General features: G+C 69.4%; 28 protein-coding genes and 1 tRNA gene. 15 read left to right on the top strand and 14 right to left on the bottom strand.

What is annotated here, in order from left to right:
- Positions 1–6: 6 nt before the first annotated feature.
- The 9 genes from ACTIFV_RS11145 to ACTIFV_RS11105 form a co-directional block, all read right to left on the bottom strand.
- Positions 7–1041 (bottom strand): LacI family DNA-binding transcriptional regulator, encoded by a 1035-nt coding sequence (locus tag ACTIFV_RS11145; RefSeq protein ID WP_439592844.1) that lies wholly within the window; start codon positions 1039–1041, stop codon positions 7–9.
- On the bottom strand, positions 1034–2554 hold the full coding sequence (locus ACTIFV_RS11140) for a sugar ABC transporter ATP-binding protein (protein WP_439592843.1): 1521 nt from the start codon (positions 2552–2554) through the stop codon (positions 1034–1036). Before ACTIFV_RS11140 ends, ACTIFV_RS11145 begins: the two co-directional genes overlap by 8 nt.
- 60 nt (positions 2555–2614) lie before the next feature.
- Positions 2615–3640 (bottom strand): ABC transporter permease subunit, encoded by a 1026-nt coding sequence (locus ACTIFV_RS11135; RefSeq protein WP_439592842.1) that lies wholly within the window; start codon positions 3638–3640, stop codon positions 2615–2617.
- The gene (locus tag ACTIFV_RS11130) at positions 3637–4683 is read right to left on the bottom strand and encodes an ABC transporter permease (RefSeq protein ID WP_439592841.1); all 1047 of its coding nucleotides are present in this window, start codon (positions 4681–4683) and stop codon (positions 3637–3639) included. The genes ACTIFV_RS11135 and ACTIFV_RS11130 overlap by 4 nt, the downstream gene beginning before the upstream one ends.
- Positions 4680–6224 (bottom strand): sugar ABC transporter ATP-binding protein, encoded by a 1545-nt coding sequence (locus ACTIFV_RS11125; RefSeq protein WP_439592840.1) that lies wholly within the window; start codon positions 6222–6224, stop codon positions 4680–4682. Before ACTIFV_RS11125 ends, ACTIFV_RS11130 begins: the two co-directional genes overlap by 4 nt.
- Positions 6225–6328: 104 nt before the next feature.
- Positions 6329–7318: an ABC transporter substrate-binding protein gene (locus tag ACTIFV_RS11120; protein ID WP_439592839.1), complete on the bottom strand. Its 990-nt coding sequence runs from the start codon at positions 7316–7318 to the stop codon at positions 6329–6331.
- Between the two features lie 271 nt (positions 7319–7589).
- Positions 7590–8123 (bottom strand): DUF1992 domain-containing protein, encoded by a 534-nt coding sequence (locus ACTIFV_RS11115; RefSeq protein WP_439592838.1) that lies wholly within the window; start codon positions 8121–8123, stop codon positions 7590–7592.
- Entirely contained in the window at positions 8120–8962 is an 843-nt protein-coding gene (locus ACTIFV_RS11110; protein ID WP_439592837.1) for an NAD-dependent epimerase/dehydratase family protein, read from the bottom strand. The genes ACTIFV_RS11115 and ACTIFV_RS11110 overlap by 4 nt, the downstream gene beginning before the upstream one ends.
- 112 nt (positions 8963–9074) lie before the next feature.
- The gene (locus tag ACTIFV_RS11105) at positions 9075–9965 is read right to left on the bottom strand and encodes an oxygenase MpaB family protein (protein ID WP_439592836.1); all 891 of its coding nucleotides are present in this window, start codon (positions 9963–9965) and stop codon (positions 9075–9077) included.
- A 37-nt stretch (positions 9966–10002) separates the two neighbouring features.
- On the opposite strand from ACTIFV_RS11105, the gene ACTIFV_RS11100 reads away from it, so the two are divergent.
- The 5 genes from ACTIFV_RS11100 to ACTIFV_RS11080 all read left to right on the top strand — a co-directional run bounded on the left by ACTIFV_RS11100 (position 10003) and on the right by ACTIFV_RS11080 (position 15818).
- Positions 10003–10980, top strand: a complete 978-nt coding sequence (locus tag ACTIFV_RS11100; protein WP_439592835.1) for a LacI family DNA-binding transcriptional regulator — start codon at positions 10003–10005, stop codon at positions 10978–10980.
- A gap of 110 nt (positions 10981–11090) precedes the next feature.
- Positions 11091–11801 carry an L-ribulose-5-phosphate 4-epimerase gene (locus ACTIFV_RS11095; protein WP_439592834.1) on the top strand — a complete coding sequence of 237 codons (711 nt, stop codon included), beginning with the start codon at positions 11091–11093 and terminating at the stop codon, positions 11799–11801.
- A complete protein-coding gene (locus ACTIFV_RS11090) occupies positions 11798–13351 on the top strand; it encodes a xylulokinase (RefSeq protein ID WP_439592833.1) in 1554 nt (517 codons plus the stop codon). Before ACTIFV_RS11095 ends, ACTIFV_RS11090 begins: the two co-directional genes overlap by 4 nt.
- A gap of 14 nt (positions 13352–13365) precedes the next feature.
- Entirely contained in the window at positions 13366–14868 is a 1503-nt protein-coding gene (araA, locus tag ACTIFV_RS11085) for an L-arabinose isomerase (RefSeq protein ID WP_439592832.1), read from the top strand.
- Positions 14869–14873: 5 nt separating this feature from the next.
- Positions 14874–15818: an aldose 1-epimerase family protein gene (locus ACTIFV_RS11080; protein ID WP_439592831.1), complete on the top strand. Its 945-nt coding sequence runs from the start codon at positions 14874–14876 to the stop codon at positions 15816–15818.
- A gap of 38 nt (positions 15819–15856) precedes the next feature.
- Here the strand turns inward: ACTIFV_RS11080 and ACTIFV_RS11075 are convergent, their stop codons facing one another.
- From ACTIFV_RS11075 to ACTIFV_RS11065, 3 genes are all read right to left on the bottom strand, one after another.
- The gene (locus ACTIFV_RS11075) at positions 15857–16381 is read right to left on the bottom strand and encodes a hypothetical protein (RefSeq protein WP_439592830.1); all 525 of its coding nucleotides are present in this window, start codon (positions 16379–16381) and stop codon (positions 15857–15859) included.
- Positions 16382–16383: 2 nt separating this feature from the next.
- The gene (locus ACTIFV_RS11070; RefSeq protein WP_439592829.1) at positions 16384–16803 is read right to left on the bottom strand and encodes a DUF4383 domain-containing protein; all 420 of its coding nucleotides are present in this window, start codon (positions 16801–16803) and stop codon (positions 16384–16386) included.
- 153 nt (positions 16804–16956) lie between these two features.
- Positions 16957–17154, bottom strand: coding sequence for a hypothetical protein (locus ACTIFV_RS11065; RefSeq protein WP_439592828.1), 198 nt, complete (start codon positions 17152–17154; stop codon positions 16957–16959).
- 124 nt (positions 17155–17278) lie between these two features.
- On the opposite strand from ACTIFV_RS11065, the gene ACTIFV_RS11060 reads away from it, so the two are divergent.
- The gene (locus tag ACTIFV_RS11060; protein WP_439592827.1) at positions 17279–17710 is read left to right on the top strand and encodes a YdeI/OmpD-associated family protein; all 432 of its coding nucleotides are present in this window, start codon (positions 17279–17281) and stop codon (positions 17708–17710) included.
- Between the two features lie 26 nt (positions 17711–17736).
- The gene (locus ACTIFV_RS11055) at positions 17737–18117 is read left to right on the top strand and encodes a DUF5684 domain-containing protein (RefSeq protein WP_439592826.1); all 381 of its coding nucleotides are present in this window, start codon (positions 17737–17739) and stop codon (positions 18115–18117) included.
- A 4-nt stretch (positions 18118–18121) separates the two neighbouring features.
- Here ACTIFV_RS11055 and ACTIFV_RS11050 read toward each other — a convergent pair whose 3' ends face one another.
- Complete coding sequence (locus tag ACTIFV_RS11050) at positions 18122–18955, bottom strand: SDR family NAD(P)-dependent oxidoreductase (protein ID WP_439593082.1); 834 nt, start codon at positions 18953–18955, stop codon at positions 18122–18124.
- A 91-nt stretch (positions 18956–19046) separates the two neighbouring features.
- Between ACTIFV_RS11050 and ACTIFV_RS11045 the strand changes: the two genes are divergently transcribed.
- The 6 genes from ACTIFV_RS11045 to ACTIFV_RS11020 all read left to right on the top strand — a co-directional run bounded on the left by ACTIFV_RS11045 (position 19047) and on the right by ACTIFV_RS11020 (position 24384).
- Positions 19047–19625: an asparagine synthase gene (locus ACTIFV_RS11045; protein ID WP_439592825.1), complete on the top strand. Its 579-nt coding sequence runs from the start codon at positions 19047–19049 to the stop codon at positions 19623–19625.
- A 38-nt stretch (positions 19626–19663) separates the two neighbouring features.
- Positions 19664–19736, top strand: a tRNA-Arg gene (locus ACTIFV_RS11040).
- Positions 19737–19906: 170 nt separating this feature from the next.
- Positions 19907–20656, top strand: coding sequence for a dienelactone hydrolase family protein (locus tag ACTIFV_RS11035; protein WP_439592824.1), 750 nt, complete (start codon positions 19907–19909; stop codon positions 20654–20656).
- A gap of 108 nt (positions 20657–20764) precedes the next feature.
- Entirely contained in the window at positions 20765–21130 is a 366-nt protein-coding gene (locus ACTIFV_RS11030; protein WP_439592823.1) for a VOC family protein, read from the top strand.
- Between the two features lie 73 nt (positions 21131–21203).
- Positions 21204–22769 carry a glycosyltransferase gene (locus ACTIFV_RS11025; protein ID WP_439592822.1) on the top strand — a complete coding sequence of 522 codons (1566 nt, stop codon included), beginning with the start codon at positions 21204–21206 and terminating at the stop codon, positions 22767–22769.
- A 46-nt stretch (positions 22770–22815) separates the two neighbouring features.
- Positions 22816–24384 (top strand): L-serine ammonia-lyase, iron-sulfur-dependent, subunit alpha, encoded by a 1569-nt coding sequence (locus tag ACTIFV_RS11020; protein WP_439592821.1) that lies wholly within the window; start codon positions 22816–22818, stop codon positions 24382–24384.
- Between the two features lie 172 nt (positions 24385–24556).
- Here ACTIFV_RS11020 and ACTIFV_RS11015 read toward each other — a convergent pair whose 3' ends face one another.
- On the bottom strand, positions 24557–25537 hold the full coding sequence (locus ACTIFV_RS11015) for a hypothetical protein (protein ID WP_439592820.1): 981 nt from the start codon (positions 25535–25537) through the stop codon (positions 24557–24559).
- A gap of 333 nt (positions 25538–25870) precedes the next feature.
- Here ACTIFV_RS11015 and ACTIFV_RS11010 point away from each other — a divergent pair, with 333 nt between their 5' ends.
- Complete coding sequence (locus ACTIFV_RS11010; RefSeq protein ID WP_439592819.1) at positions 25871–26479, top strand: TetR/AcrR family transcriptional regulator; 609 nt, start codon at positions 25871–25873, stop codon at positions 26477–26479.
- Positions 26480–26489: 10 nt separating this feature from the next.
- Positions 26490–26780 carry a DUF4287 domain-containing protein gene (locus ACTIFV_RS11005; RefSeq protein ID WP_439592818.1) on the top strand — a complete coding sequence of 97 codons (291 nt, stop codon included), beginning with the start codon at positions 26490–26492 and terminating at the stop codon, positions 26778–26780.
- The last annotated feature ends 22 nt before the right edge of the window (positions 26781–26802 follow it).

Here is a 26802-nt window from a genome sequence, read left to right as displayed (position 1 = left end):
TGGGACTCAAGCGGGCGGTGCGGTCGACTGCCGCACCACGAGGTGCGTCGGGATCGGTGTGTCCTCTGTGACGCTGTCGGGCTCCTCGACCGCGATGAGCACCTTCTGCATGATGAGTTCGCCGAGGGTGTCGAAGTCCTGGCGGACGGTCGTGAGCGCGGGGTAGAGGTAGCCCGCCTCGGGCACGTCGTCGAAGCCGACGACGCTGACATCCTCGGGCACGCGCAGACCGCGCTCGCGCAGCGCGGACAGGACCCCGATGGCCATGTGGTCGTTCGCGACGAAGATCGCGGAGCCCGGTGAGATCTCGAGGCTCTGCGCGATGCGATGACCGCTCGCCGCCGACCAGTCGCCGATGCTCGGCTCGACGGCCTCGAGACGCCGCTCGGCGAGTTCGTCACGCCAGCCGCGGACGCGCTCGAGCGCGTCCGTCGCTCGCGTCGGACCCGCCAGGTGCAGGATGCGCGTATGGCCGAGCTCGGCCAGATGCCGCACCGCGGAGCGGGCGCCGCGATACTGATCGATCGACACGATCAGAGGGCTGCGACGCGGAGTGGAGGCCGCCGCGACCACGGGCACGCTCAGATCGAGCCCGCGCACGATCTCGAGCACGCCCACGTCGACGACCACGAGGACGATCGCGTCGACCCGCTGGCGGAGCAGCCCCTCGATCACGCTGCGGACAGCCGCCGGATCGTTGTCGAGTCCGCTCACGGTGTCGACGTTGTACCGAGCCGCGCGCGCCGCGAAATTGAAGTGCATCGCGATCGAGGTCGGGCCGAATGCGAGCGCACCCGGCGTCACGAGACCGATCGTGCGCGTGCGGCGCGTGACGAGCGCCCGCGCGGCAGGCGAGGGGCTGTAGCGCAGCTGCGCGATCGCCTGCTCGACGCGCGCGCGGGTGGCCGGCCGGACGTTCGGCAGATCGTTGATGACGCGCGACACCGTCTGGTGCGACACCCCGGCCAGTCGTGCGACGTCGAAGATGTTCGCCGCACGGGCCGAGCCGTCCTCGGCGACGAATCCTCCCGGCTCAGCCATCGAGCCCCTCCGGCTGGGCGACGAGCGCCATCAGCGAGTCGACGGTGAGGTCGTCCGATGCCCGCACGTCGACGATGCGGCCCTCCCGCAGGATGGCGATGCGGGTCGAGACGCGCAGTACTTCTTCGAGTTCGGCCGAGATGAACACGACCGACAGGCCGTTGGACGCCATCTCGCCGACCAGGTTCTGGATCTCGACCTTCGCGCCGACATCGATGCCCCGGGTCGGCTCGTCGAGAAGCAGCACGCGCGGCGACAGGGCGAGCAGACGTGCGAGGAGCACCTTCTGCTGATTCCCGCCCGACAGGGTTCCGGCGGGGCGGTCGAGATCGGCGGGACGGATGTCGAGGGCGTCGACCCAGCTCGCGGCGAGCTCGCGGCGCCGCGCGTTCGGGATGCGCCGTGCCACACCGCGATCCGCCTGGACGGCGAGCGTGATGTTGTCCAGAACGCTCAGGTGGCTGATGATTCCCTCGGTGCGGCGGTTCTCGGACGAGTAGACCACCCCGAGCGACATCGCCGAACGCGGGCTGTGCGGTGCACCGCTCTTGCCGGTGATGCGCACCACCCCGGAATCGAGGCGGTCGATGCCCGAGATGCCGCGCGCGAGCTCCGTGCGACCAGAGCCGAGCAGCCCCGCGACGCCGAGGACGTCGGCTTCGAACAGATCGATGTCGGCGTCGACGATGCCCGAGCCGACCGTGATGCCCCGCGCGGTGAGGTAGGGCGCCGTCTCGTCGTCGGCATCCATCGCTCTGGCGGGCGCCGCGACGTCGGCGGCGGCGCGCCCGAGCATCGCCTGCACCAGATCGATCCGCAGCAGCTCCTTCGTCAGGTACTCGCCGACGAAGCGTCCGTCGCGCAGAACCGTCACCCGGTCGCACAGCTCGTACACCTGATCGAGGAAGTGCGACACGAACAGGATCGCGACCCCGCGCTCCTTGAGCTCGCGGACGACGCGGAACAGCTCGGCCACCTCGTCGAGATCCAGGCTCGAGGTCGGCTCATCGAGCACCAGCACGCGCACATCGGTCGAGATCGCGCGTGCGATCGCCACGAGCTGCTGCACCGCGAGGGAGTGAGTGCCCAGCAGCGACGCGGGATCGATGTCGATGCCGAGATCGACCAGCACGTCGTGCGCCTGCGCGCGCATGCGGCGCCAGTCGATCGCTCCGAAGCGGCGCGGCTCACGACCCAGCAGGATGTTCTCGGCGACCGAGACGTTAGGGAGAAGGTCGATCTCCTGATACACGGTGCTGATCCCGGCCTGCTGCGCGTCGTGCGGGGAAGCGAAGTGCACGGTCTCGCCGGCGAGGACGAGCGTCCCCGCGTCGAGGCGGAGCGCGCCGGTGATCGCCTTGATGAGCGTCGACTTGCCTGCGCCGTTCTCGCCCATGAGCGAGTGGACCTCGCCCGGGAAGAGGCGGAAGTCGACATCGTCGATCGCCGCGTCGGCACCGAACCGCACCGTCGCCCCGGTCAGCTCCAGGAGCGGCCGGACAGCGGTGTTCATTCCGCCATTATCGTGCCTGCCGTGCGTGCGCACGCGGCCATCCTCTCGGCGCGTGGGCAGCTATCGTCGGCGTCTCGTCGATCGCGCCACGATCGCCCGCTGCACGACGATGAACAGCAGGAGCAGGACGCCGATGATGATCTGCGTCCAGGACTGCTCAGCGCCCATGAACGAGATGATCTTCTTGATCGTGCCGTAGACGAGCACTCCGACGAGCGAGCCGAGGACGTATCCGGTGCCGCCGGTGAGCAGCGTGCCGCCGATCACGACGGCCGCGATGGCGTCGAGCTCGGTTCCGATGCCGTTCCGGGGGTAGCCCGCGCCCGAGTACGCCGTGAGCAGCAGACCCGCGAGCCCGCCGCACACGCCGCTGATGACGTAGACCACGACCTTGGTTCGCGCGACCTTGAGCCCCATGAGACGCGCCGACTGCTCGCCGCCGCCGACGGCGTAGACTGTGCGGCCGAACCGCGTCCAGTGGAGGACGAAAACCGCGAGCGCCACCGTCGCGAGGGCGATGACACCGGTCGGGGTGATGTACCAGTCGCCGACCGTGAAGCGCGTGCGCTGCAGCCACAGCACGGCCGGGTCCTCGACCTTGATCGACGAGAGGCTCACGACGAACGCGAGGCCCCGGGCGAGGAAGAGTCCGGCGAGGGAGGCGATGAACGGCTGCACGTCGAACTGCTGCACGAGCACCCCGATCAGCAGGCCGATCACGGCTCCGCCGATCAGCATCGCCGGGACCGCCACGACGACCGGGACGCCTTGCGAGAGCAGCGATGCGCCCAGGATGCCCGTGAACGCCATCACCGATCCGACCGAGAGGTCGATGCCGCCCGTCAGGATCACGAACGTCATTCCGACCGCGAGCACGACGAGATAGGCGTTGTCGAGCAGGAGCGCCGACATGTTGCGTGCGGTGAGGAAGTTGCCGAACTGCGCCTGCGCACTGACCAGGAGGATGATGAGGATCGCGATCGCCGCGAACGTCGGCAGCAGGGACGCACGCCGACTGAGGAACGTGCTGTATCGCGCGCCGAGGCCGAGGACCGTGCGCGCGGGGGTGTCCAGTTCGGTCGTCATGACGCCACCTCCGCCGTGATCGTCGTATCGGTGCCACGGGTGGAGCGCCTGCGCGCGAGCTCTCGAATCCACCGATGGAGCCGTGGGGACTGCACGATGACGACGACCACCACGACGACGGCGAAGAACACGGGACTCTGCGCCGGCGGCACGCCGAGGAACAGGATGGTCTTGTCGAGCGTCTGAATGACCAGGACTCCGACCACCGTTCCCGCGATCGTGAACTTGCCGCCCATGAGCGACGTGCCGCCGAGCACGACGGCGAGGATCGCGTAGAGCTCGATGAACTGCCCTGCGGCGTTCGCGTCGGCGGCGCGGATGTTCGAGCTGTAGATGACTCCTGCCAGACCTGCGAGCACCCCGCTGGTCACGTAGGCGCCGAAGATGATGCCCCGAGCTCGGACCCCGGCGAGGCGACTCGCCTCGGGGTTGATGCCCACCGCCTCGGTCAGCACGCCGAGCGCCGTGCGACGCTCGACGAGCGAGATGACGACGGCTGCGACGACCCAGATGAGGAAGGCGACGGGCAGGAAGAGGAGGTAGCCGGTCGCGATGAACGAGTAGGGCGCGCTGTTGACCGTCGTGATGAATCCGTCGGTGATGAGCAGTGCGACGCCGCGCCCGGCGAGCATCAGCACGAGTGTCGCGATGATGGGCTGGATGCCGACGACCGACACCAGGAACCCGTTCCACACCCCCAACACGAGCGAGACTCCCAGGGCCGCGGCGACCGCGACGGCGACGGTCGCGAGGCTCTCGGGGTCGCCGGACGTGTCGATGATCGTCAGGGCGACCGCGCCCGAGACGGCCATGATTGCTCCGACCGACAGATCGATGCCGCGTGTGGCGATCACGATCGTCATGCCCAGAGCCACGAGCATGAGGGGCGCGCTCGTGCGGAGGATGTCGATCAGCACACCGTAGAGCTGGCCGTCCTGCACCGTGATGCTGATGAAGCTCGGCCGCACGATGGTGTTGACGACGATGAGCGCCAAGAGCGCCACGATGGGCCAGAACAGCCGGTGTCGTGCGAGCTTCTTCATGCCGCGGTTCCTTCGTCCTTGTTGGCGATGTAGTCGATGAGCTGGTCGAGGTCGAGATCCTGAGAGGGGAGCTCGCCGATGGCGCGGCGATCCCGCATGACGACGATGCGCTGCGCGATGCGCAGCACCTCCTCGAGTTCGGAGGAGATGAAGATCACCGAGAGGCCCTCGCCGCTCAGCTCGGCGACCTTGCGCTGGATATCGGCCTTCGCGCCGACATCGATTCCGCGAGTGGGCTCGTCGAGGATGATCAGCTGCGGTGCCGTGGCCAGCCACCGCCCGAGCAGCACCTTCTGCTGATTGCCGCCGGACAGATTGCCGGCGAGCATGTGCGGGTCGGCGGGGCGCACTCCCAGTGCGGCGATGTACTCGGACACGAGGGCATCCTGCTCTGCGCGGCGCAGCCTGCGCAACGCGCCCCGCTTGGCCTGCACACCGAGCACGATGTTCTCCGCCACCGTGAGGTCGGCCACGATGCCTTCCGCGCGCCGGTTCTCGGACGAGAACGCGATGCGGTTGTCGATCGACTGCCGGGGGGAGTGGAGCTTGACGGCGGAGCCCGTGATCTCGACCTGGCCCGAGTCCGCACGATCGGCGCCGTAGAGCAGCCGGACGAGCTCGGTGCGCCCCGACCCCAGGAGTCCGGCGATGCCCACGACCTCGCCCTCGTATACCTCGAGGTCCGCGGGCTGCAACTGACCGCGGCGGCCGATGCCGGTCGCGCGCAGCACGGGCGTGGTCTCGCGGTCGATGACACGGCTCGACACCGAGGCGAGTGCGGTGAGCTCGTCGAGCTCGCGCCCGATCATCTTCGTGACGAGATCCGCGCGCGGGAGGTCGCCGACGAGGTACTCGCCGACGAGCTTTCCGTTGCGCAGCACGGTCAGACGATCCGAGATCTCGTAGATCTGGTCGAGGAAGTGGCTGACGAACAGGATCGCCACACCCTGGGATCGCAGTTCGCGGATGACGGCGAAGAGCCGCTCCACCTCGTCGCGGTCGAGGCTCGAGGTCGGCTCGTCGAGGATCAGCACCTTGGCATCCAGCACCATCGCCCGCGCGATGGCGACGAGCTGCTGGACGGCGATCGAGTGGCTGGCCAGGATCGATCGCGTATCGAGGACCTGCCCGAGGCTCTCGAGGTGCCGGGCGGCTTCGCGGTGGGTAGCGCGCCAGTCGATTCCCCCACCACGGCGCGGCTCGTGTCCCAGCATGACGTTCTCGCCGACGGAGAGGTTCGCGCAGAGGTTCACCTCCTGATACACGGTCGACACACCCGCCGCCTGCGCGGATGCGGTGCCGTCGAAGACCTGATCGGCGCCGTTGACCGTGATGGTGCCGGCGTCGATCGGATAGACACCCGTGAGGGCTTTGATGAGCGTCGACTTGCCCGCGCCGTTCTCGCCCATGAGCGCGTGGACCTCGCCCGGGTGGAGTGTGAAGTCGACGCCGTCGAGCGCGAGCACGCCGGGGAAGCGGATGGTGATCCCCGACATCGTGACGACGGGAGTCAGTGAGGTGAGTGCGGTGTTCGCGGACATGGGCGACATCGGCCTTTCCAAGGTCATTGCCGCGCACGTCCGCCGAGCCCGAGAGCCCGGCGGACGTGCGCCGACGATGGTGCGTGCGCGGGATTCGACGGGCGTCAGTACAGACGCGAGTCGATGACCTCGGCAGCCTGCTCGGGAGTGAAGCTCTCGTCGGTGACGAAGTAGGTCTTGTCGACCGTCTTCCCGTCGAGGACGTCCTTGACGATCCCGGCCGCGAGCTCGCCCAGCAGCGGGTTGCACTCGACGATGAAGTTGATCTTGTTGTCGATCAGGGCGAGCATGCCGTCCTTCACCGCATCGATCGAGATGATCTTGATGTCTTCGCCCGGCGTGGCGCCGGCCGCTTCGATCGCCTCGATCGCACCGAGGGCCATGTCGTCGTTGTGCGCGTAGACCAGGTCGATGCCGTCGACGCCGTACTTCTGGAGGAAGCCCTCCATGACCTTCTTGCCACCGTCTCGCGTGAAGTCGCCGGTCTGCGAGTCGATCTTCTCGATCGACGTGTCGGCGATGGCCTCGTCGAAGCCCTCCGCGCGGTCGTTCGCGGGCGCCGAGCCCGTCGTGCCCTCGAGAACGACGAGCTTCGTCGGGTCGGCGAAGTTCTCGGCGGCCCACTCGCCCGCCATGACGCCCTCGTTGCGGAAGTCGAGTCCGACCCAGCTCGCGTAGAGGTCATCCGATGCCGAGACCGTGCGGTCTTCGAGGACGACGGGGATGTCGGCATCCTTCGCCTCCTGCAGCACGTCGTCCCAGCCATCGGTCACGATCGGCGCGATGACGATCGCGTCGACGCCCTGGTTGATGAAGTCGCGCACCGCGGCGATCTGCGCGGCGGGATCGTTGTCCGCGGCGTTGAACGTGAGCTTGAAGCCGTTCTCCTCCGAGAACGCCGCCTTCATCGACTCGGTGTTCGCGGAGCGCCAACCCGACTCCGACCCCGTCTGCGCGAAGCCGACCGTGATGAGCTCGCCCCCGCCGCTGTCTCCGCCGTCGCCACCTGCGTCGGTGGAGCTCGCGCAACCGGTCGCGCTGAGGGCCATCGCCCCCAGAAGTGCGATGCCGGCCAGAAGTGTCTTCTTCTTCATTCCAAAACCTCCTCGTTCTGGTTCCGGCGTCGATGCCGGTCTCGTGTTCCCCAGCCCACCGTGGGCCGCGTTCTGAATGTTAGCCCTAACATTCCTGATCGACGCAAGTTGTGAGCGGTAACACTTCGATAACGGCATGTGTTTGCGGGACCGAACGCTTCAGTCACCGATCGATCCCGCTCGCCGAAGTGAGGGATAACATTCGAGGGCGCCGCTCCTCTCGCACGGCTCGCCCCGAACCCTGTGGCTGAGAGCCGATCGTGACGAAAGGTCAGCGGGGGCGGCGCCAGAGCCTCCGGCGGCGCGGGGGCGCGGCATCCGTCGTCGCCTGCGACTCGCGCTCGGCGCGACGGGCGCGCCAGGCGTTCATCTCGGCAGCGACGTCGCGTACGGGGGTGACCACGGGCGGCCCGCCGAGGAGCTGCCGGCGGGCCTCGATGACCCGGCGGTTGAAGTCCTCCAGCGTCTCGCGCACATCCGACTCGCGGGCGAGCGCGTCGAGAGTCGATTCCAGCTCGGCATCCTCCACTCGCAGCCGCAGTGCGGGCGGACCGAGCCCCGTGAGGTTCTCTCGCTCGATCTTGCGGCGGATCCACCAGTCCGGGTCTTGGCTTGCACCCAGATGCGGGATCGGCTCACCCGCCCCCGGCAGGTCGTCGAAGTCGCCGCGACGGATCGCCTGCTGGATCGCCGTCTCGACGTAGGCCGCCGTCTCGCGCTGCGTGGGTGTGCGCGCCGGCTCCTCGGGTTCGGCGTCGGCGCCCTGTCGATAGCGGGCTGCGGCGAGTCGGGGGTCTTCGCTCATGCATCCCGCCACGAATGCCGGGGCTCGTAGCCGAGCAGGCGACGCGCCTTCTCGATCGACAGGAGGGTCTCGTGCGTGCCGAACTCGCGGGCGATGGGCACGTCGGGGAAGACCTCGGCGACGAGTTCCGCGTTCGGGCGCGACATCACCGAGTCGGCTGCCGCGATGATGAACTGGTCGAATCCGGGTGGCGCGACCGCGAGCGCGCGCTCCACCGCCTGTGCGCCGTCACGCGCGTCGATGTAGCCCCACAGGTTCCACTTCCGCAGACGTGCGTCGGCATCGAACGACGGGAATTCGGCGTAGTCCTCGGGCACCATGACGTTCGAGAAGCGCAGCGCCGTGATCGAGAGATCGGGATGCCAGCGCACGAGCTCGACCGCGAGCCGCTCCTCGAGCGTCTTGACGAGCGAGTACACGGATTCGGGGCGCGGCGCATAGTCCTCGTCGACCGGGATGTACGGAGGCGGCACATCGAACGGCAGGCCGAGCACCGTCTCGCTCGAGGCGTAGACGATGCGCCGGATGCCGAGCCGCACGGCCGCCCAGAAAACGTTGAAGGTCGCCGCCATGTTGTTGTGGAAGGTCGCGACGTCGCTGCGGATGCCGGGAGCCGGGATCGCGCCCAGGTGCACGACCGCGTCGAATCCGATCGGGCGGTCGCCCACTCCGGCCATCGTGTCGACGACCTGGCCGTAATCGGTGAGGTCGACCTGGACGAAGCCCGGCCCGCGCTCGCCCGCGATGTCGAGACCGACGACGTCGTGCCCGTTCGCCCTCAGCTCGCGAGCGACGACGGTTCCGAGCTTTCCCGATGATCCGGTGAGGGCGATGCGCATGCCTCCAGCGTGCCATCCCGCGTGCGCCGGCGGGTCGGATGCCTCGTTTCGCGACGGGTCTGCCCGGCGCGGGCCGAGTGCTCTCCCCGTCGCGGACACTCGCGGGTGGGGATCACGCCTCGGCGGGCTCGGCGCCGGCGAGCCGACGATGGCGCTCGCGCGCGAAGTCCTGAGCCCGGGGTCCGGAGCCGAGCGCGCGCTGCGAGACGGCGAGCACGATGCGCGTCGCCGAGATGACGGGGAGGATGGTGCGGCGCAGCCCGAGCAGCTTTCGATACCGGTGCGGCAGCGAGGCGACCGCGGCCGCGAACAGCACGCGATAGGCCACCCGCATCGTCCCCGTGAAGGGCACGTCGCGCAGGAAGCGCACGACCGCGTCCACCCGCTCATCGCGGCGGAGCTCTCCGCGATCGAGGTAGCCGTCCATCCTCGCCCGCAGGTCGGCCTCCGTCTCGGGCGGGTGCTCGACCCGCATGAGGCGCCCGGCGATCGCCCACTCCCGCACGTACGCGTCTGCGCCGCCGGGGATCGGTCCGCCCCAGCGCTCGTGTGCGCCGAGGAACGCCTCGGTGAAGGCCAGGTGCACCCACTCCACGAGCGATGCGTCGGACGCCGAGTACGCGCGGGGTCCGGCATCCGTCGCATACGTCCCCTCGACCCGCTCGTGCAGGCGACCCACGCGCGCCGTCTCCCGCTGCGCCTGCGCGGTCGATCCGTAGGTCACGCAGATGATCCAGCGCACGGTGCCCGTGAGCCTGCCGATCGGGTCTTCGCGGTAGCGCGAGAAGTCGTGCACGCCCGCCATCGCGCCCGGGTGGAGTGCCTGGATGAGGAGGGCCCGGATGCCGGCGACGAAGGTGGCCGTTCCCGCATGGACCGTCCAGACCGCGCCCCCGTCGGCGAAGTAGCCGTCGTCGCCGCCGTCGGCGAGAGCGCGCACCCACGCCGGGGTTCCGTCGGGATCGCCCGCGAGCGCCGTGAGCAGTCGCGCGCGCAGTGTCATGTCTCCAGCGTGCCACGCGGTGGGTATCGTGAGCGCGATGGACGAGGCGCCGAACGGTCGAGTGGGTGTGCGCGATGTCGCGCTCGCGGCCGGCGTGTCGACGCAGACGGTCTCGCGCGTCCTCAACGACCATCCGAACATCCGGCCCGAGACGCGGGCGCGCGTGCTCGCCGCCATGGCGGCCCTCGACTACCGCGTCAACAACGCCGCCCGTGCACTCGGCACGAGGACGACCCGCACCCTCGGCGTGATCGCCTCGGATGCCACGCTCTACGGTCCGTCGATCGGAATCGCGGCTCTCGACGCCGCTGCGCGAGAGGCGGGGAGGTGGATCGCGACGGCTTACGCGGATGCCGCGTCCGAGGCATCCGTCATCGCCGCCGCCGACCGCCTGCTCGCGCAGGGCGTCGACGGGATCATCGTGCTCGCGCCGCACGTCGCGACGCTCGCCGCGCTCGAGCGCGCCCACACGAGCGTGCCCGTCGAGGCGCTGCACACCGCGCTCGGCGCGGAGCGGCAGCGTCAGGGGGGAGCGCTCGCCGCCGAGCACCTCGTGGCGCTCGGGCATCGGCGGATCGCTCGGCTGTCGGGTCCGGATGACTGGCTCGAGGCGATCGCGCGCGATGACGGGGTCGCGGCTGCGCTCGCCGCGGCGGGCGTGGATCCGGGCCCGGTCTGGCGCGGCGACTGGAGCGCTGCGACGGGCGCCGCCCTCGCACCCGACGTCGCCGACGCCGTGCGCGCGGGGATCACCGCCGTCGTCGTGGCGAACGACCAGATGGCGCTCGGGCTCGTCGCAGGCCTGAAGGCGGCCGGCCTGGACGTGCCGGGGGACGTGAGCGTGGTCGGCTTCGACGACAACCCGGATGCCGCGTTCTACGCCCCCGCGCTCACCACGGTGCGGCTCGATTTCCTCGGTGAAGCGCGCCGCGCCGTCGCCGCCGTGCTCGACGCCGACGCACCGTTCGTCGGCGCCGCCGTTCTGATCCCTCGAGCTTCGGCGATATCCCGCTGATCGCCGCCGACGTCGTGTCGCCATGGAGGGGTCGTCGGGTGCGGGCTGGAGTCTGATCGATGTTACCGGTAACATCGATCGGAGCACCCACGAGACCAACGGAGGCCACCGTGACCGTCGACTTCAGCCCGCAGGTCGAAGCGGCGATCGCCGCCACTCGCGAGGATGTCGCCGCCCTGCACGCCGAGCTCGTGCGCTACGGCCTCGTCATCTGGACCGGCGGCAACGTCTCGGGCCGGGTTCCCGGCGCCGACCTGTTCGTCATCAAGCCGTCGGGGGTCTCGTACGACGATCTCGCCCCCGAGAACATGATCCTGTGCGATCTCGACGGACGAGTCGTCCCCGGGTCCGCAGGCAGTGATCGCAGTCCCTCCAGCGACACCGCCGCGCACGCGTACGTCTACCGTCACATGCCGGACGTCGGCGGAGTCGTGCACACCCACTCCACCTACGCCGTCGCGTGGGCCGCGCGCGGCGAGGAGATCCCGTGCGTCATCACCGGCATGGCCGACGAGTTCGGCGGGCCGATCCCGATCGGCCCCTTCGCGGTCATCGGCGACGATGCGATCGGCCGGGGCATCGTCGAGACGCTGACGGGCCACCGCAGCCGCGCGGTCCTCATGCAGAACCACGGTCCCTTCACGATCGGCGTGTCGGCGAAGGACGCCGTCAAGGCCGCCGTCATGTGCGAGGACGCCGCGCGCACGGTGCACATCGCGCGCGAGGCGGGGCCGCTCGTGCCGATCCCGCAGGAGAAGATCGACGCGCTCTACAACCGCTATCAGAACGTCTACGGCCAGAGCGGGGACGATCGGCGATGAACGCGGTCCTCGGAATCGAGCTCGGATCGACCCGCATCAAGGCCTGCCTCGTCGACGCCGACGATCCGACCGTGGTCCTGGCCGTCGGCAGCCACGGGTGGGAGAACCGGTTCGAGGACCGGATGTGGACGTACGCGCTGGATGACGTGTGGGCGGGCCTGCAGGCGGCCTACGCCGATCTCGTCGCCGCGCTCGGCGACCAGCCGCCGACGTCGTTCGCGGCCATCGGCGTCTCGGCGATGATGCACGGCTACCTCGCCTTCGACGCCGACGGCGAGCTGCTCGTCCCGTTCCGCACCTGGCGCAACACATCGACGGGTCCGGCGGCGGCCGAACTCACGTCCCTGTTCGGAGCGAACATCCCCCTCCGCTGGTCGATCGCGCACTTCCATCAGGCCGTGCTCGACTCCGAGGCTCATGTGCCCGACGTGGGCTTCCTCACGACCCTCGCGGGCTACGTGCACTGGCGGCTCACGGGTCGCGCCGTCCTCGGCGTCGGAGATGCATCCGGCATGTTCCCGATCGATCCTGAGACCGGCGACTACGACGCCCGCCTCGTGGGCCTCTTCGATCGCCTCGACTCAGCCGCCCTCGGGGGCAGGAGCATCGCGGCGATGCTCCCCGCAGTCCTGCCGGCGGGTGCGGATGCCGGCTCCCTCACGGCCGAGGGAGCGGCGCTCCTCGATCCGACGGGTGCCCTGCAGCCGGGGGCACCCGCGTGCCCACCCGAGGGCGACGCCGGCACGGGCATGGTGGCTACGAACGCGGTGGCTCCGCGCACCGGAAACGTGAGCGCCGGCACGAGCATCTTCGCGATGGTCGTTCTCGAGCGGCCGCTCACGCGCGTGCACCACGAACTCGACCTCGTCACGACGCCTGCGGGCGATCTCGTCGCGATGGTCCACTGCAACAACGGCGCGAGCGAACTCGCCGCCTGGGCGGACCTGTTCGCGCGGTTCTCCGCGGCATCCGGCAACCCGCTCCCTGCCGACCGGGTCTTCGAGACGCTGTTCCGCGAAGCCCTCGACGGGGATGCGGATGCCGGGGGTCTGCTCGCCTACAACCACCTCGCGGGCGAACCCATCGCAGGTCTGGTCGAAGGACGCCCGCTCTTCGTCCGCACGCCCGACAGCCGTTTCACGCTCGCCAATGTCATGCGTGCGCAGCTGTACGGCGTCTTCGGCACGTTGGCGCTCGGGATGCGGGTGCTCGCCGACGAAGGCGTCGTGCTGGAGCGCATGCAGGCCCACGGCGGAATGTTCCGCACGGCCGGCGTCGCGCAGCGCTTCCTCGCGGCGGCGCTCGACGCGCCCGTCGCCGTCGGCGAGACCGCGTCCGAGGGCGGCGCGTGGGGCATCGCCGTGCTCGCGGCCTATCGGCGTCAGGCATCCGGACTCGACCTCGCGACCTACCTCGACGAGCGCGTGTTCGCGGGTGCCGACGCATCCATCGCCGATCCCGACCCCGCCGATGTCGCCGGCTTCGCGACGTATCTCGACCGCTACCGCGCGGGCCTCGCCGTCGAGTCCGCCGCCGTCACCGCTCTGTGAACCGAAGGACCACCATGACCCTCTCCTCCTCGCTGGACGCCTACGAAGTCTGGTTCGTCACAGGCAGCCAGAACCTCTACGGCGACGAGACGCTGCGCCAGGTCGCCGAGCAGTCGCAGGCCGTGGCCGACGGCCTGGGCGCGCTGCCCGTGCGCGTGGTGTGGAAGCCCGTGCTCAAGGACTCCGACTCGATCCGCCGGCTCGCGCTCGAGGTCAACGCGCGCGACGACGTCATCGGCGTGATCGCGTGGATGCACACCTTCAGCCCGGCCAAGATGTGGATCGCCGGCCTCGACGCCCTGCAGAAGCCTCTCCTGCATCTGCACACGCAGGCGAACGTCGAGCTGCCCTGGGCGGACATCGACTTCGACTTCATGAACCTCAACCAGGCGGCGCACGGCGACCGGGAGTTCGGCTACATCCAGACGCGCCTCGGCGTCGCCCGCAAGACGGTCGTCGGCCACGTCTCCAACCCCGCCGTCGTGCAGCAGATCGAGGACTGGCAGCGTGCCGCCGCCGGCTGGACCGCCGCGCGCACCCTGAAGCTGGCGCGCTTCGGCGACAACATGCGCTACGTCGCCGTCACCGAGGGCGACAAGACCGAGGCCGAACTGCGCTTCGGCGTGCAGGTCAACACGTGGGGCGTCAACGAGCTCGTCGAGGCGGTGGATGCCGCATCCGCCGCCGACGTCGACGCACTCGTCGGCGTCTATCTCGACGAATACGATGTCGCCCCCGAGCTGCGGCCCGGCGGCGACCGCCACCCGTCGCTCCGCGACGGGGCGGCGATCGAGATCGGACTGCGGTCCTTCCTCGAAGCCGGCGACTTCGGTGCGTTCACGACCTCGTTCGAAGACCTCGGCACGCTGAAGCAGCTGCCCGGTCTCGCGGTCCAGCGACTCATGGCCGAGGGCTACGGCTTCGGCGCCGAAGGCGACTGGAAGACCGCCATCCTGGTGCGCGTCGCGAACGTCATGGGCGCGGGTCTTCCCGGTGGCGCGAGCCTCATGGAGGACTACACCTACGACCTCGTACCCGGGTCCGAGCGCATCCTCGGCGCCCACATGCTCGAGGTCTCGCCGTCACTCACGACCGAGAAGCCCCGCCTCGAGGTGCATGCCCTCGGCATCGGCGGCAAGGACGATCCGGTGCGGCTCGTCTTCACGGCCGACCCCGGTCCGGCTCTCGTCGTCGCGATGAGCGACATGCGCGATCGGTTCCGCCTCGTCGCCAACGTCGTCGAGAACGTCGAAGCCCCCGACCTTCCGAAGCTGCCGGTCGGGCGTGCGGTGTGGAAGCCCGCACCCGACTTCGCGACGTCCGCCTCGTGCTGGCTCGCGGCGGGGGCCGCCCACCATACTGTGATGACGACCGCCGTCGGCATCGAGGTGTTCCGCGACTTCGCGGAGATCGCCAAGACCGAGCTCGTCGTCATCGACGAGGACACCACGGTTCGCGGCTTCCAGCGCGAGCTCCGGTGGAACCAGGCGTACTACCGACTCGCTCAGGGGATCTGAAACTCATGGCACGAATCCCGACCTCCGGGACCCAGCACGCCCTCCGCTCCGGCGACTACGAAGCCGTCATCGCGAGCGTCGGAGCATCCCTCCGTTCGCTCACCTACCAGGGGCGCGACCTCGTCGTGCCGTTCGACGCCGACGAGGTGCGTCCGGCCACGCGCGGCGCGATCCTCGTGCCGTGGCCGAACCGCGTCGTCGACGGCAGGTACTCGTTCGGCGAGCGCGACTTCCAGCTCGCTCTCACCGAACCGGCGCGATCGCACGCGCTGCACGGCTTCGGCACGTGGCTCGACTTCGAGGCGATCGACAAGGGCCCCGACCACGTGACGCTCTCCGCCGTCATCCAGCCGCAGGTGTCGTACCCGTGGCGCATCGTCGTCACGACGACGTTCGCGCTCGGCCCCGATGGGCTCACGCAGACCGTGACGGGTCGCAACGAGTCTCTCGAGCCGGCGCCATGGGGCACCGGTCCGCACCCCTACCTCGCCGCCGGTGAGGGTCGGGTGGACGACTGGACGCTCGAGCTGCCTGCCGCGCAGGTGCTCGCCGTGACCGACGACCGGCTCTCGCCGATCGACCTCGAGCCCGTCGGCCAGGACGACCCCGCGCGCTTCGACTTCCGCACCGCCCGCCAGATCGGCGCGGTCGAGATCGACCACGCCTTCACGGCTCTGCACCGCGACGACGCCGGCTTCGCGACGGTCCGGCTGACGGATGCGGCGGGTCGAGGCGTCGAGATGACGTGGGATGCCGCGTGCCCGTGGGTGCAGATCCACACCGCCGACAAGCGGGTCCCCGCCGACAGCCGGCTCGGTCTCGCGGTCGAGCCGATGACGTGCGCACCCGACGCGTTCAACGCCGAGAAGTATCCCTACGACGCCGGGCTCATCGTGATCGAGCCCGAGGCATCCACGTCGGCCTCGTGGCGCATCTCGGCGATCGCCTGACGCGTACCGGATCCGCCCTCGCCGCGGTGACGCGGGGGTCAGTGGTGGCCGGGGTCCACGATCCCGTGGTCGCTGTGGTCCGGCGCGAGAAGGCCGGCCTCGGTCGCGCCGAGTGCTGGCGTCACGAGTCCGGCGACCAGGACGGCGGCGATCATCAGCACCGAGAGGCGCGGAGGCGCGGCATCCGTTCGCCTGCGACTCTGCCGCGCGCACGCGAGGGCGACGGCGATGAGAAGCACGGATGCCGCGCCCACGGTCACGACGCTCGTGCGCGCTGGATCCAGCGCGAGCATCGTGACCACCGCGGCCAGGGAGGCGAGGGCGCCGGTGACGCCCGCCCATGGAGCGAGAAGGTGCCCCCGGGCGAGCGTCACGGCTCCCCATACGAGTCCCGCTGAGCCGAGCGCGATCAGCACGACTCCCAGCCCCCAGGGGGAGCCGCCTGACGTGAGAGCGCCGGCACCGAGCGCGAGCTCGATCAGGCCGACACCCCACGCCGCGACCGCAGCCCACGCCGGGGTGGCCCGGCGCGTGACGACGGTGGGGAGAGTGTCGGCCGTCATCGTCAGACCGTCCGCGGGCTCTGCGCCGAGCGCACGCTACGGTCTGCAGCGAGGCCCACACCCAGCAGCACGAGCGCGCTCGCGAGGTGCAGGAAGTGGTCGAAGGTGTTGAGCGCGAGGATGTTGAGCGCCGTGCCGACGAGGAAGAAGCCGACGATCCCCAGGAGCAGGTAGACGGCTCCGATGATCGTGTTGATCGTCTTCGCGGCCACCACCGACGACAGGCCTGCGATGAGGAGCGCGGCTCCGACGAGCAGGTGGACGATGTTGTGGAGCGGGTTCACCTCGAAGATCCCGAGGATCAGTCCACCTTCGGTCGCGACGAATCCGACGCCACTGGTGTAGGCGAAGCCGAGCGCTCCGACGAGAAGATAGACGGCGCCGAAGATCACGGCGACGAGGCGGTTCGGTGAGGATCGCATGACAAGACCTCCAGTTCATGCACGACTGATGCCGTGACAAGACGTGTTCGGAACATGCCCGGCATCGGTTTGCCCCCCGGGCAAAGCAGAAGGCCCCGAAGTACTCTTCGAGGCCCACCGCTTGTCGCCCTGGAACGGGCGGTCGTGAAGGGATCAGCTGTCGCGCAGCTCTTCCTTGATGCTGTTGCGAGTCTTCACGGACTCGGCCTCGGCCTCGGCCTTCTTGACGTCGGCCTCCGCCTTGTGCTCGTCGACCTTGTCGCCGATGCGATCCGTCGTGTCTTCGAAGCCACGCTTGATCTTCTCGCCAACGGCTTCCGCCGTCTCCTTGGCGTCATCGAGAAATCCCATGATGTGCTCCTTTCGTGAGGCTCTGCCTCGACGCTACGTCTCGCCTGCCGAAACGGCAGGGGCTTGCGCGCCGACGCCCGGATTGCTAGTGACGGGATGCCAGGGTGATGGCACACTCGGAGACATGCGATTCGAGACCACGATGTCCCAGATGGGCAAAAACACCGGCATCGAGATCCCCGCCGACCTGCTCGAGCAGCTCGGCGGCGGCAAGCGACCGGCCGTCAAGGTCGTCGTGAACGGATTCGCCTACGACAGCACGGTCGGGGTGATGGGCGGTCGCTTCCTCGTTCCGTTCAGCTCCGACAAGCGCGCGGCATCCGGCATCTCGGGCGGCGACGCCATCACGGTCGACATCGAGCTCGATACGACGCCCCGCACGACGGTCGTGCCAGATGACCTCGCGGCCGCGCTGGCCGCCGCCGGCGTCGCCGACGCTTTCGACAGGCTCGCCCCCAGTGCGCGCAAAGCGCACGTGACGAGCGTCGAGGGAGCGAAGGCGGACGACACCCGGGCGCGGCGTGTGACGGCCATCGTCGCGAAACTCCAGGGCTGACCGCCGCGCACCCCTATGCTGAGCGCATGCTCGCAGCATCCATCACATCCCAGGCGGATCTCACCGGCCTGTACACGTCCACAGGCGTCCTCGGACTCATCTGGTACGTCCTGGTCGCCATCGCTCTGTGGAAGGTGTTCTCGAAGGCGGGATGGCCGGGGATCCTCGCGATCATCCCGATCGTCAACCTCTTCATCCTGGTGAAGATCGCCGGCTACTCGGCCTGGCTCGGGCTGCTGTTCCTCATCCCGATCGTCAACATCGTCTTCCACATCATCGTGGCGTTCCGCGTCGGCCGCGGATTCGACAAGGGCGGGGTGTTCTCGTTCTTCCTGCTGTTCCTGATCCCGTGGATCGGCTACTTCATCATCGGATTCGGCAGGGCGCAGTACACCAAGCCGGTCTGATCGCTCAGCCGATCGGCGTCGTCGTGTCGATCGCGTCCTTGAGCGGCTTGCGCATCGGCGCCCAGTAGTGGGTCGGGGTGACCCGCGACAGGACGTCGACGAGTCGAGCCTCGCGACCGACCATGACCCGCGGCTTGCGCTTGACCGTCGCGTCGACGATCCGGCGCGCGGCGTCGGCGGGCTCGGTGTGGTACATGGCGGCCTGCGCCGCCGCGGCCCGCTGCGCGACAGCCGGGTCGATCGCCGCAGCGTAGCGGCCGTGCAGGATGATGCCGGTCTTGACGCCCGCGGGATAGATCGCCCCGACGGTCACGCTCGAGCGCTCGAGCTCGTGCCGCAGCGACTCGGTGAACCCGCGCACGGCGAACTTGCTCATGGCGTACGGGATGCGGCCGGCGGGCGCTGCGAGGCCGTAGATCGACACGAGATGCGTGATGTGCGCCGCCCGCTCGCGGCGCAGAGCGGGCAGGAGCGCCTGGGTGATGTTGACGGTGCCCCAGAGGTTGACGTCCATGAGCCAGCGCATCTCTTCCATCGTGACCTGGTCGATGTCGCCGAGCATCGAGGATCCGGCGCACGTGATGAGCGTCTGCAGATGGGGGTGGGATGCCTCGATCTCGCCCGCGAGCGTCGTGACCGCCGCGTCGTCGGTCAGATCCACGACGTGGGTCGTGTGTCCCGTGCCGGTGAGACCGAGTGCTTCGAGCCCTTGCCGGTTGCGGTCGACGAGCGCGAGGCGCGCGCCTCTCCGATCGAGTTCCCGCGCGACTTCGGCGCCCATGCCGCTCGCGGCGCCCGTGATGACGCTCGTCCTGCCCCGCACGTCGAGGCGCTGCATCCTGCCCACGGAAATGTCTCCTGTCGTCGTCGAACCGGACATTCGATTGTCGCCGACTCGCGGAGCGTGCGCGGACGCTAGCCTCAGTGCTGTGGGGAAGACTGCGGATGCGATCGCCGAGGGTGTCTCCATCGCGGCCGCCGCAGCGCGTCTGGCGGTGCGCAACCACATCCTCGTGCAGGCCATCGCCCACGACGAGACGTTCGACGTCGAGCAGGTCGCCCCGTTCGCCCGAGAGACGCTCGAGGCGCTGGCGGCCGAGCAGGAGGCCGCTGCCGACCTCACCAAGAAGCAGCGCAAGAAGGCGTGGGGCAAGTTCACCGACCCCGACGGCACGCACGACTATCGCGATCGCGACACCCGCAATCTGCGCAAGCGCGAGCGTCAGTACCGCGGTGTCGCGAAGGCGCTGCGCAGTCAGGCCGCGGACACGGCGTCCGTGGCCGCGCTGGTCGAAGAGGCGCGCGACGCCGCGTGGGGCGACGTCGAGGCGAACCTCCAGCGTCGCCTCAAGGTCGAGGGGATGCGGGCCGACCTCGATCCCGATTACCAGACCATGCGCGCGGCGCGCATGCAGTCACTGCGCCTCATCGATCTGCCGCGTCTCGCTGCGCACCGCCGTGCGCTCGGCCGCGACTCCGACCCCGATTCGTCGTCGGAGCATGAGTGAGGTATTCTGGACGCTGGTCTTCGCGAGAGCGTGACCATGCGCCCGTAGCTCAATGGATAGAGCATCTGACTACGGATCAGAAGGTTGGGAGTTCGAGTCTCTTCGGGCGCACACTGTGTTGAGACAGTATTGAAACGGTCCGCTTCGGCGGGCCGTTTCGCTTTCCCGCGGGGGCCCTCCGATCGGCGCGCTCTGGTGCGGCAGGGGCTTTCGGTGTAGTACTTGTCGAAACGGCACCCGCGTCGGCGATGCTCGGCGCTTCCTGGGGAAGGGCAGTCGCAATGGCGATCGAGCACGCGGCCTGGCTGCCCTCAGGATGGACCCGCGAGGAGTACGTCGAAGGGGATCGGTCGCACGTCTTCTACACCGTCGATCGAAGCGGCGTCGAGTCGCCGCCGAGCGTCCTGCTGATGCACGAGCTCTGGGGGATCAATCCGGACCTCCTCGAGTTCGCCGAGGCGCTCGCCGAGGACTTCCGCGTGGTCGTGCCGTCGATCGTGGGTCGGGACGGTTCGCCGACGATGGTGGACACGCTGACCCAGATCTGCATCCGTCGTGAGGTGCACCTCTTCGCGCGGGACGGCGTGAGCCGAGCCGTTCCGTGGCTGCGGAGGTTCGCCACCGCTCACGTCGGGCGAGGCGGGCGATACGGCGTGGTCGGCATGTGCTTCTCGGGCAACTTCGCGCTCGCCCTCGCCGTCGACCCGGACGTCGCCGCCGCGGTGGTCGCACAACCCGCGGTGCCCTTCTTCGCCGGCCTCGGACTGTCGGACGACGACCGCCGAGCGCTCGGGGCTCGCGAGAAGCTCTGCGTCCAGGCATACCGCTTCGACGGCGACCTCCTCTCGCGCGAGAAGACGGTCGCGCTCGCCGAAGAGCTGCTGGGCGACCGGCGGATGGATGTCCGGCGGCTGCCCAAGCCCGCGATGATGGCGCACTCCACGCTGACCGGCGAGCACCGCAGCACCGAGTCGGTCGCGAGGGTTCGGGCCTTCCTGCGGGAGCGGTTGACGCCAGAGCCGGCGACATGAGCGCTGCATCCGATGGGTCGACGCGCGCACTGGCATGATCGTGCGTGACCGCTGCTGCGGGCCGGGCGACCACCGCGCCCCGCTCGAGCGAGGCGTGAGGAGTGGAACATGAGGGTCGCCCAGATCGCGCAGCACGCCGATGACCTGCAGCGTGCCGCCGACTTCTACACGGTGCTGCTCGAGACGCCGCCTTCGGCGACGTTCGACCCGCCCGGCCTCCTCTTCTTCGACCTCGACGGGGTGCGGCTGCTGCTCGATCGTGCCGCACCGAGCTCGCTCGTCTACCTGCACGTCGACAACGTCCATGAGACGCTCGAGCGACTGGAAGGGCTGGTGGACGTCGTGAGGCGTCCGCACGTGATCTTCACCCACGAGGATGACGGGCTCGGCCCCGCAGGCCACGAGGAGTGGCAGGCGTTCATCAGGGACTCCGAGGGCAACACGATCGGTCTGATCGCCTTCCAGCTCCCCTGAGTCCGAGGTTGCACGTCGGTCCGCGAGATGCAAGCCCCTCGGATTCTCCGCCTCCGCGGGGTTGGCTGTCACGATGCCGCCGCCTTCCACCCCTCGAGTCAGCGTCATCGTCCCGGTCTTCGAGCCTGGACCGGAGTTCGACGAGCTGATCGCGTCGCTCGACCAGCAGACGCGCGACACCGACGAGTTCGAAGTGCTCCTGTGCGACGACGGATCGGGCGAATCCACGCGTCATCGTCTCGAGCGGGTCGCGCGCTCGCGGCCGAACGTCCGCGTTCTCACCCTCGCGCACACGGGGTGGCCGGGGACACCGCGCAACCACGGGATCGACGAAGCCCGTGGGCGCTACCTCTTCTTCGCCGATCAGGACGATCGGCTGTTCGCCGGAGCGCTCGAGTCGATGTGCGACTATGCCGACGAACTCGGCTCTGACGTCGTCGTCGGCAAGGTCGTGGGCATCGACGGGCGCAGGATCCCTCAGCGGATCTTCCAGCGGGACATCACCCACGCTGTGCTCGGCGACGACCCGCTGCTGGAGCTGCTCACTCCGCACAAACTGTTCCGCACGTCGTTCGTGCGGAGGGAGGCCATCCGGTTCCCCGATGGCAGGGTGCGGCTCGAAGACCACCTGTTCGTCATGCAGGCGTACTTCCGCGCCACACGGATCTCGATCCTGTCCAGTCGACCCTGCTATGCGTGGCGCAAGAACCATGGCAGCGCGAGCTCGTCCCGGATCGATCCAGAGACGTACTTCCCTCATCTCGAGCGTGTGCTCGCCCTCGTCGAGGACAACACGGAACCCGGTCCGCTCCGCGAGACCATGCTTCGGCACTGGTATCGCGGCAAGATCCTCAAGCGGCTCGAGGGGAGGAGGCTTCTCCGTCAGCCCGATGACTACCGTGTTCGCTTCCTCGACGTGGTCGAGCCGCTCGTGCGCCGGTGGTTCCCACCGAATACGGACGCGGGGCTCACGTTCCCTCATCGGGTTCGATCTGCCCTCCTGCGCGCCGGGCGCCGGGGAGATCTGGTGAGTCTCGCCGAGTTCGAGGTCGGTCTGCGGTGCAGCGCGACTCTCGTCGGCGGCACGTGGCTCGACGACGGCACCCTCGAGCTGAGGATGCACGTCGAGGCGGTCGATGCGTCGGGAGACGCGCTCGTGTTCGCGCAGATCGGGGGGCGCGAGCTCTGGCGGCCGCCGCCGCCGATCGAAGCGAGTGGACTGGGCGACGAGGTGCTGGACGCGACGCGGGATCTGCGGGTGAGCTCGGCGACCCTCCATCTCAGCGATCGAGCAGGACGCATCGCCGGTCCGGCTGCTCGCGGGGGGAGATCCGCCGGCTTCGTCGTTCGCCCATTGAACGTGTTCCCGCGCGGGAGCCGTTCACCCGGTGGCGTGCTCTCGGTGCGCGTGCGGCACGTCGGATGGGAGCTGACGGCGGGCGTCCTCGCCGATCGTGACGTCGTCGACGGATTCCCCGCATCGCCGTTGCGAGCCGGCCGCCGGATGCATCTGGAGACGGGGCCCGGAGGCAAGGTCTCGCTGGTGCGCGAAGCGGGGAGGGGCGCCGTCCGCGACTACCTGGCGAGGGCGATCCGCCGCGTTCGCGCCCTCGCCCCTCGGCACCCTGCTCAATCGTGATGCCCGGTGCTGCGCACTCTGCGCCGTGACCGCGTAGCCTGGACGGGTGAGCGCGTACGTCTCGGCGTTCGAGCTGTTCTCCATCGGAGTAGGACCCTCGAGCTCCCATACCGTCGGCCCCATGCGGGCGGCCCTCGACTTCGTCGTGCGCCTGCGCGAACAGGGGCTTCTCGATCGCGTGGGCCGTGTCACGTGCACGCTGTACGGCTCGCTCGGCGCGACAGGCATCGGGCACGGCACGCCGGACGCCGTCGTCGCGGGACTCCGAGGGCTCGCGCCCGAGACGGTCGATCCCGATGCGGTGCGGTCCGCCTGGAGCGCGTGGCGATCGGGTGAGCCGCTCTCGCTCGACGGCACGCGCGACATCCCCTTCGAGAAGGGCGACGTCGTCTTCGCTCCGCGCACACGGCTGCCGGGGCATCCCAACGCCATGACGCTGGAGGCGTGGACGGATGCCGCGCACGGCCCGCCCCGCGCGACGACAGGTCTCGTGCGCGAGACCGGCTCGCCACGCGAGATCGCCGCACCCATGAGCGACGAAGGTCTCGTGCTGCGCGACACCTACTATTCGGTCGGCGGAGGCTTCATCCGCCGCGACGGCGAGCCGCCCCGGGTGCGTGCGCATGCCTTCCCCCTCGACTTCGCGAGCGCCGAGGAGCTGTTGGCCGTCTGCGACGAACGAGGGATCACGATCGCCGAGGCCGCCCGACTCAACGAAGAGGCGCTGCGCGATGACGACGCGATCGCCGCGGGTCTCGATGCGATCTGGGATGCCATGGCGGCGTGCGTCGAGGCCGGGTTGGCAGAAGAGGGTGTGCTGCCCGGGATGCTGCAGGTCAAGCGTCGTGCGGGGTCGATCCGCGCACAGCTCGACGAAGCCGAGGCGACGGGTCACCGCGAACTCCCCGGCGAGTGGCTGGGCGCGTTCGCGCTCGCCGTCAACGAGGAGAACGCCGCGGGCGGGCGCGTCGTGACCGCGCCGACGAACGGCGCCGCCGGCATCCTCCCCGCTGTCGCGATGTACTGGTGGCGCTTCCTCGCCGACTCGGGCCTCGGCGCCGGAAACGCGGTCACCCCGTACGGCGAGCTCGTCGGCAGTGCGCTGCTCGGCTTCCACCCCCCGGTCGCGTCGCTCACCGAGGAGTCGCCCGAGGCGGTGGTCGAGGCGAATCGCCGCCGAGGCATCCGTCGCTTCCTCCTCACCGCCACCGCGCTGGGTTCGCTCTTCAAGGCGAACGCGTCGATCTCGGGCGCCGAAGGCGGGTGCCAGGCCGAGGTCGGGTCGGCCTGCGCGATGGCGGCCGGCGGCCTCACGGCCGTCATGGGCGGCACGAACCGGCAGATCGAGAACGCCGCCGAGATCGCGATGGAGCACCACCTCGGCCTCACCTGCGACCCGGTCGGGGGGCTCGTGCAGATCCCGTGCATCGAGCGAAACGCGATCGCCGCGTCGACCGCCGTCACCGCCGCGCGCCTCGCGCTGCGCGGCGACGGCAGCCACTACGTGTCGCTGGATGCCGTCGTCGAGACCATGCGGCAGACCGGCATCGACATGTCGACGAAGTACAAGGAGACGAGCGAGGGCGGCCTCGCGGTGAACGTCATCGAGTGCTGACGCCGATGAGTTGTCCGTCGATCTGGGTGTCGCAACCTGTGGCGATCCCCATCTGATACCCGCCACTCACGACACTCACTTCGCGCAACAGCGATGTGGGTGGCAGAGAGCGCAGGAACCGCCCCTCGCTTGCACGCGAGACATGACACCCACGTGCTGGCCAGTGGACGCCTCATCCAGCCCAGCCACGGCGGGTGAGGACACTGCGCACGACGCCGACGCCCCGGTCGGGCTGCGAGCGGATCGGATGCGAGTCCAGGCGCACCACCTCCCACCCGGCTGCCGCGTAGGCGGCGTACTTGGCGAGGTCGCGAGTCCACTGCGCTCTGCTCGTCCGGTGGTGATCTCCCTCGATCTCCACCGCAGTTCTGAACGCGCGATAGACGATATCGCTGATGCCGAGAAGGCTGCCGTCAGCACCGCGGATCTCGACGTCGAGTTCGGGGTCGGGAAGTCCTGCGTCCTCAGCCAGCAGCCGGAAGTCGGTCTCGAGGGGCGACATGCTTCCTTCGCGCACCCGGGTGGCAGCGCCCAGGAGAAGCGGCCGGTTGCGTCGATGAGGAGCGTATGCCGCGCGGCGAAGTTCATCGATGCTCGCGAGCCGGCGCGTGGGCTGCGGTCTGCCCCGACTCTCCCTCGGAACACGGACGATGGCATCGCCGAGGATGACGAGTTCCCGCTCGTCGAGCTCCGCCGCGAGCGCCGCCCATACCGAAGCCGGACTCGCCATTCGCAGACCTTCGTGATCACGTATGGACACGAGCTGCGGCGCCGTCTTCATTCCTCGAACGCCGCGTCCTCGCGGGGCTCGGCGGGGTGCGAGAACCGCGACGTGAAGATCCGGCTCATCGTGTGTCAAAGGGAGGCCGTAGAGCACCGCGGCGGTGCGACCGGTGAAGAACTCATCGCTCGCCATCACGCGCGCGTAAGCCAGCGCGCGACGACGCACATCGCTCTGCTGCGCGAGATCGATCGCGAGAGGCTTGGGCGTGTCGACCGGCGGCTCGTGCTCGACGGTGACTCGAACGCCGTGGAACGTGGACTGCAGGTCGGATGCCCGTAGCCTTGCCGCGGTCACACCGAGCGCGCGCCCTTCCGCGACCGTGAAGGCGCTTCCGAGTTGCGCAGGAAGAGGTTTGGGACGCCGCGGCATCCGCCTACTCTTGTGCGCCCGCGAAGTCGGGAGGCGGTCCTCGCCCTACGTGTGCGGAACGCGTACCGAGCGCCGTTCAGGGGAGGAGGAGACCACACGCCCCTGCCGCTCATTGCCTTCCCACCTTGCCCGGGTGAACAAGGGGTCTCAATCTGCTGCCACTGTCGACAAGATCCCGCACTCTGTGACCCCTCGTCCGAGCGAGCGGGAGCCAAGGGTCACAGATCGCGGCTATCGAACGGCTGAACCCTGCAGAGCGTGACACCTGCATCGACGCTCGGGGTGCAGCTCTGCGCGCGGGACAGACGCGCGTTCCGGTCCTAGGCTGAGCGCGTGCCCGAGTACGTCGTCCCCAGTGCGCGCCGCGGTCGCGGACGGCCCCGTGCCGGCGAGCCGAGTGCGCGCGACGGCATCGTCGCGGCAGCCGTGGCGGAGTTCGCCGACCTCGGCTACGACGGCGCGACGATCCGCGGCATCGCGGCGCGCGCGGGCGTGGACCCTGCGCTCGTGCACCACTACTTCGGCACGAAGGCCGACCTGTTCGGGCACACGATCGGCGCACCCATGCGACCCGACGTCGACATCCCGTCGATGCTCCGCGCTCCGCTCGACGATCTCGGGGAGCGCATCGTGCGCTACGTGCTCGAGGCGTGGGAGCGTCCCGAGGTGCAGAAGCGCGGGGTCGTGCTGCTGCGCTCGGCGATCGGCAACAAGCTCGCGACGCCGCTGCTGGCCGGATTCCTGTCGCGCGAGCTGCTGGGGCGGATCGCGGATGCGCTGGATGCTCCGGATGCCGCGCTCCGCGCGAGCCTCGTCGCATCGCAGATCGCGGGGCTGCTGGTGGCGAGATACGTCCTCAAGCTCCCGGCGCTGGCCCAGGCATCCGTCGACGAGCTCGTCGCGCGTGTCGGCCCCACCGTGCAGTCTTACTTGACCGGCTGAAAGGAAGCGCATGTCGTTCCAGGCATATCTCGACAACATCGAAGACAAGACGGGGCTCACGCCGAGGCAGTTCATCGACCTCGCATCCGAGAAGGGCTTCGGCCCGGGCACGAAGGCGGGCGAGATCGTGACGTGGCTGGGCGAGGACTACGGCCTCGGTCGCGGTCACGCGATGGCGCTCGTCCACGTCATCACGAAGGGCGCGAAGATCGACGCGAAACACGTCGCGTCCGGCACCGCGCACTCCGACGCGTCCGACACGCTCTGGCTCGAGGGCAAAGCATCCAACCCCGCCCCTTGACCCGCGCGCGGATCGAGGCGGA

This window comes from Microbacterium sp., assembly GCF_051860965.1.
GTDB lineage: Bacteria > Actinomycetota > Actinomycetes > Actinomycetales > Microbacteriaceae > Microbacterium.
Note: the sequence above shows the minus strand (reverse complement) of the source record. Positions and strands in the feature narration are given on the sequence as shown.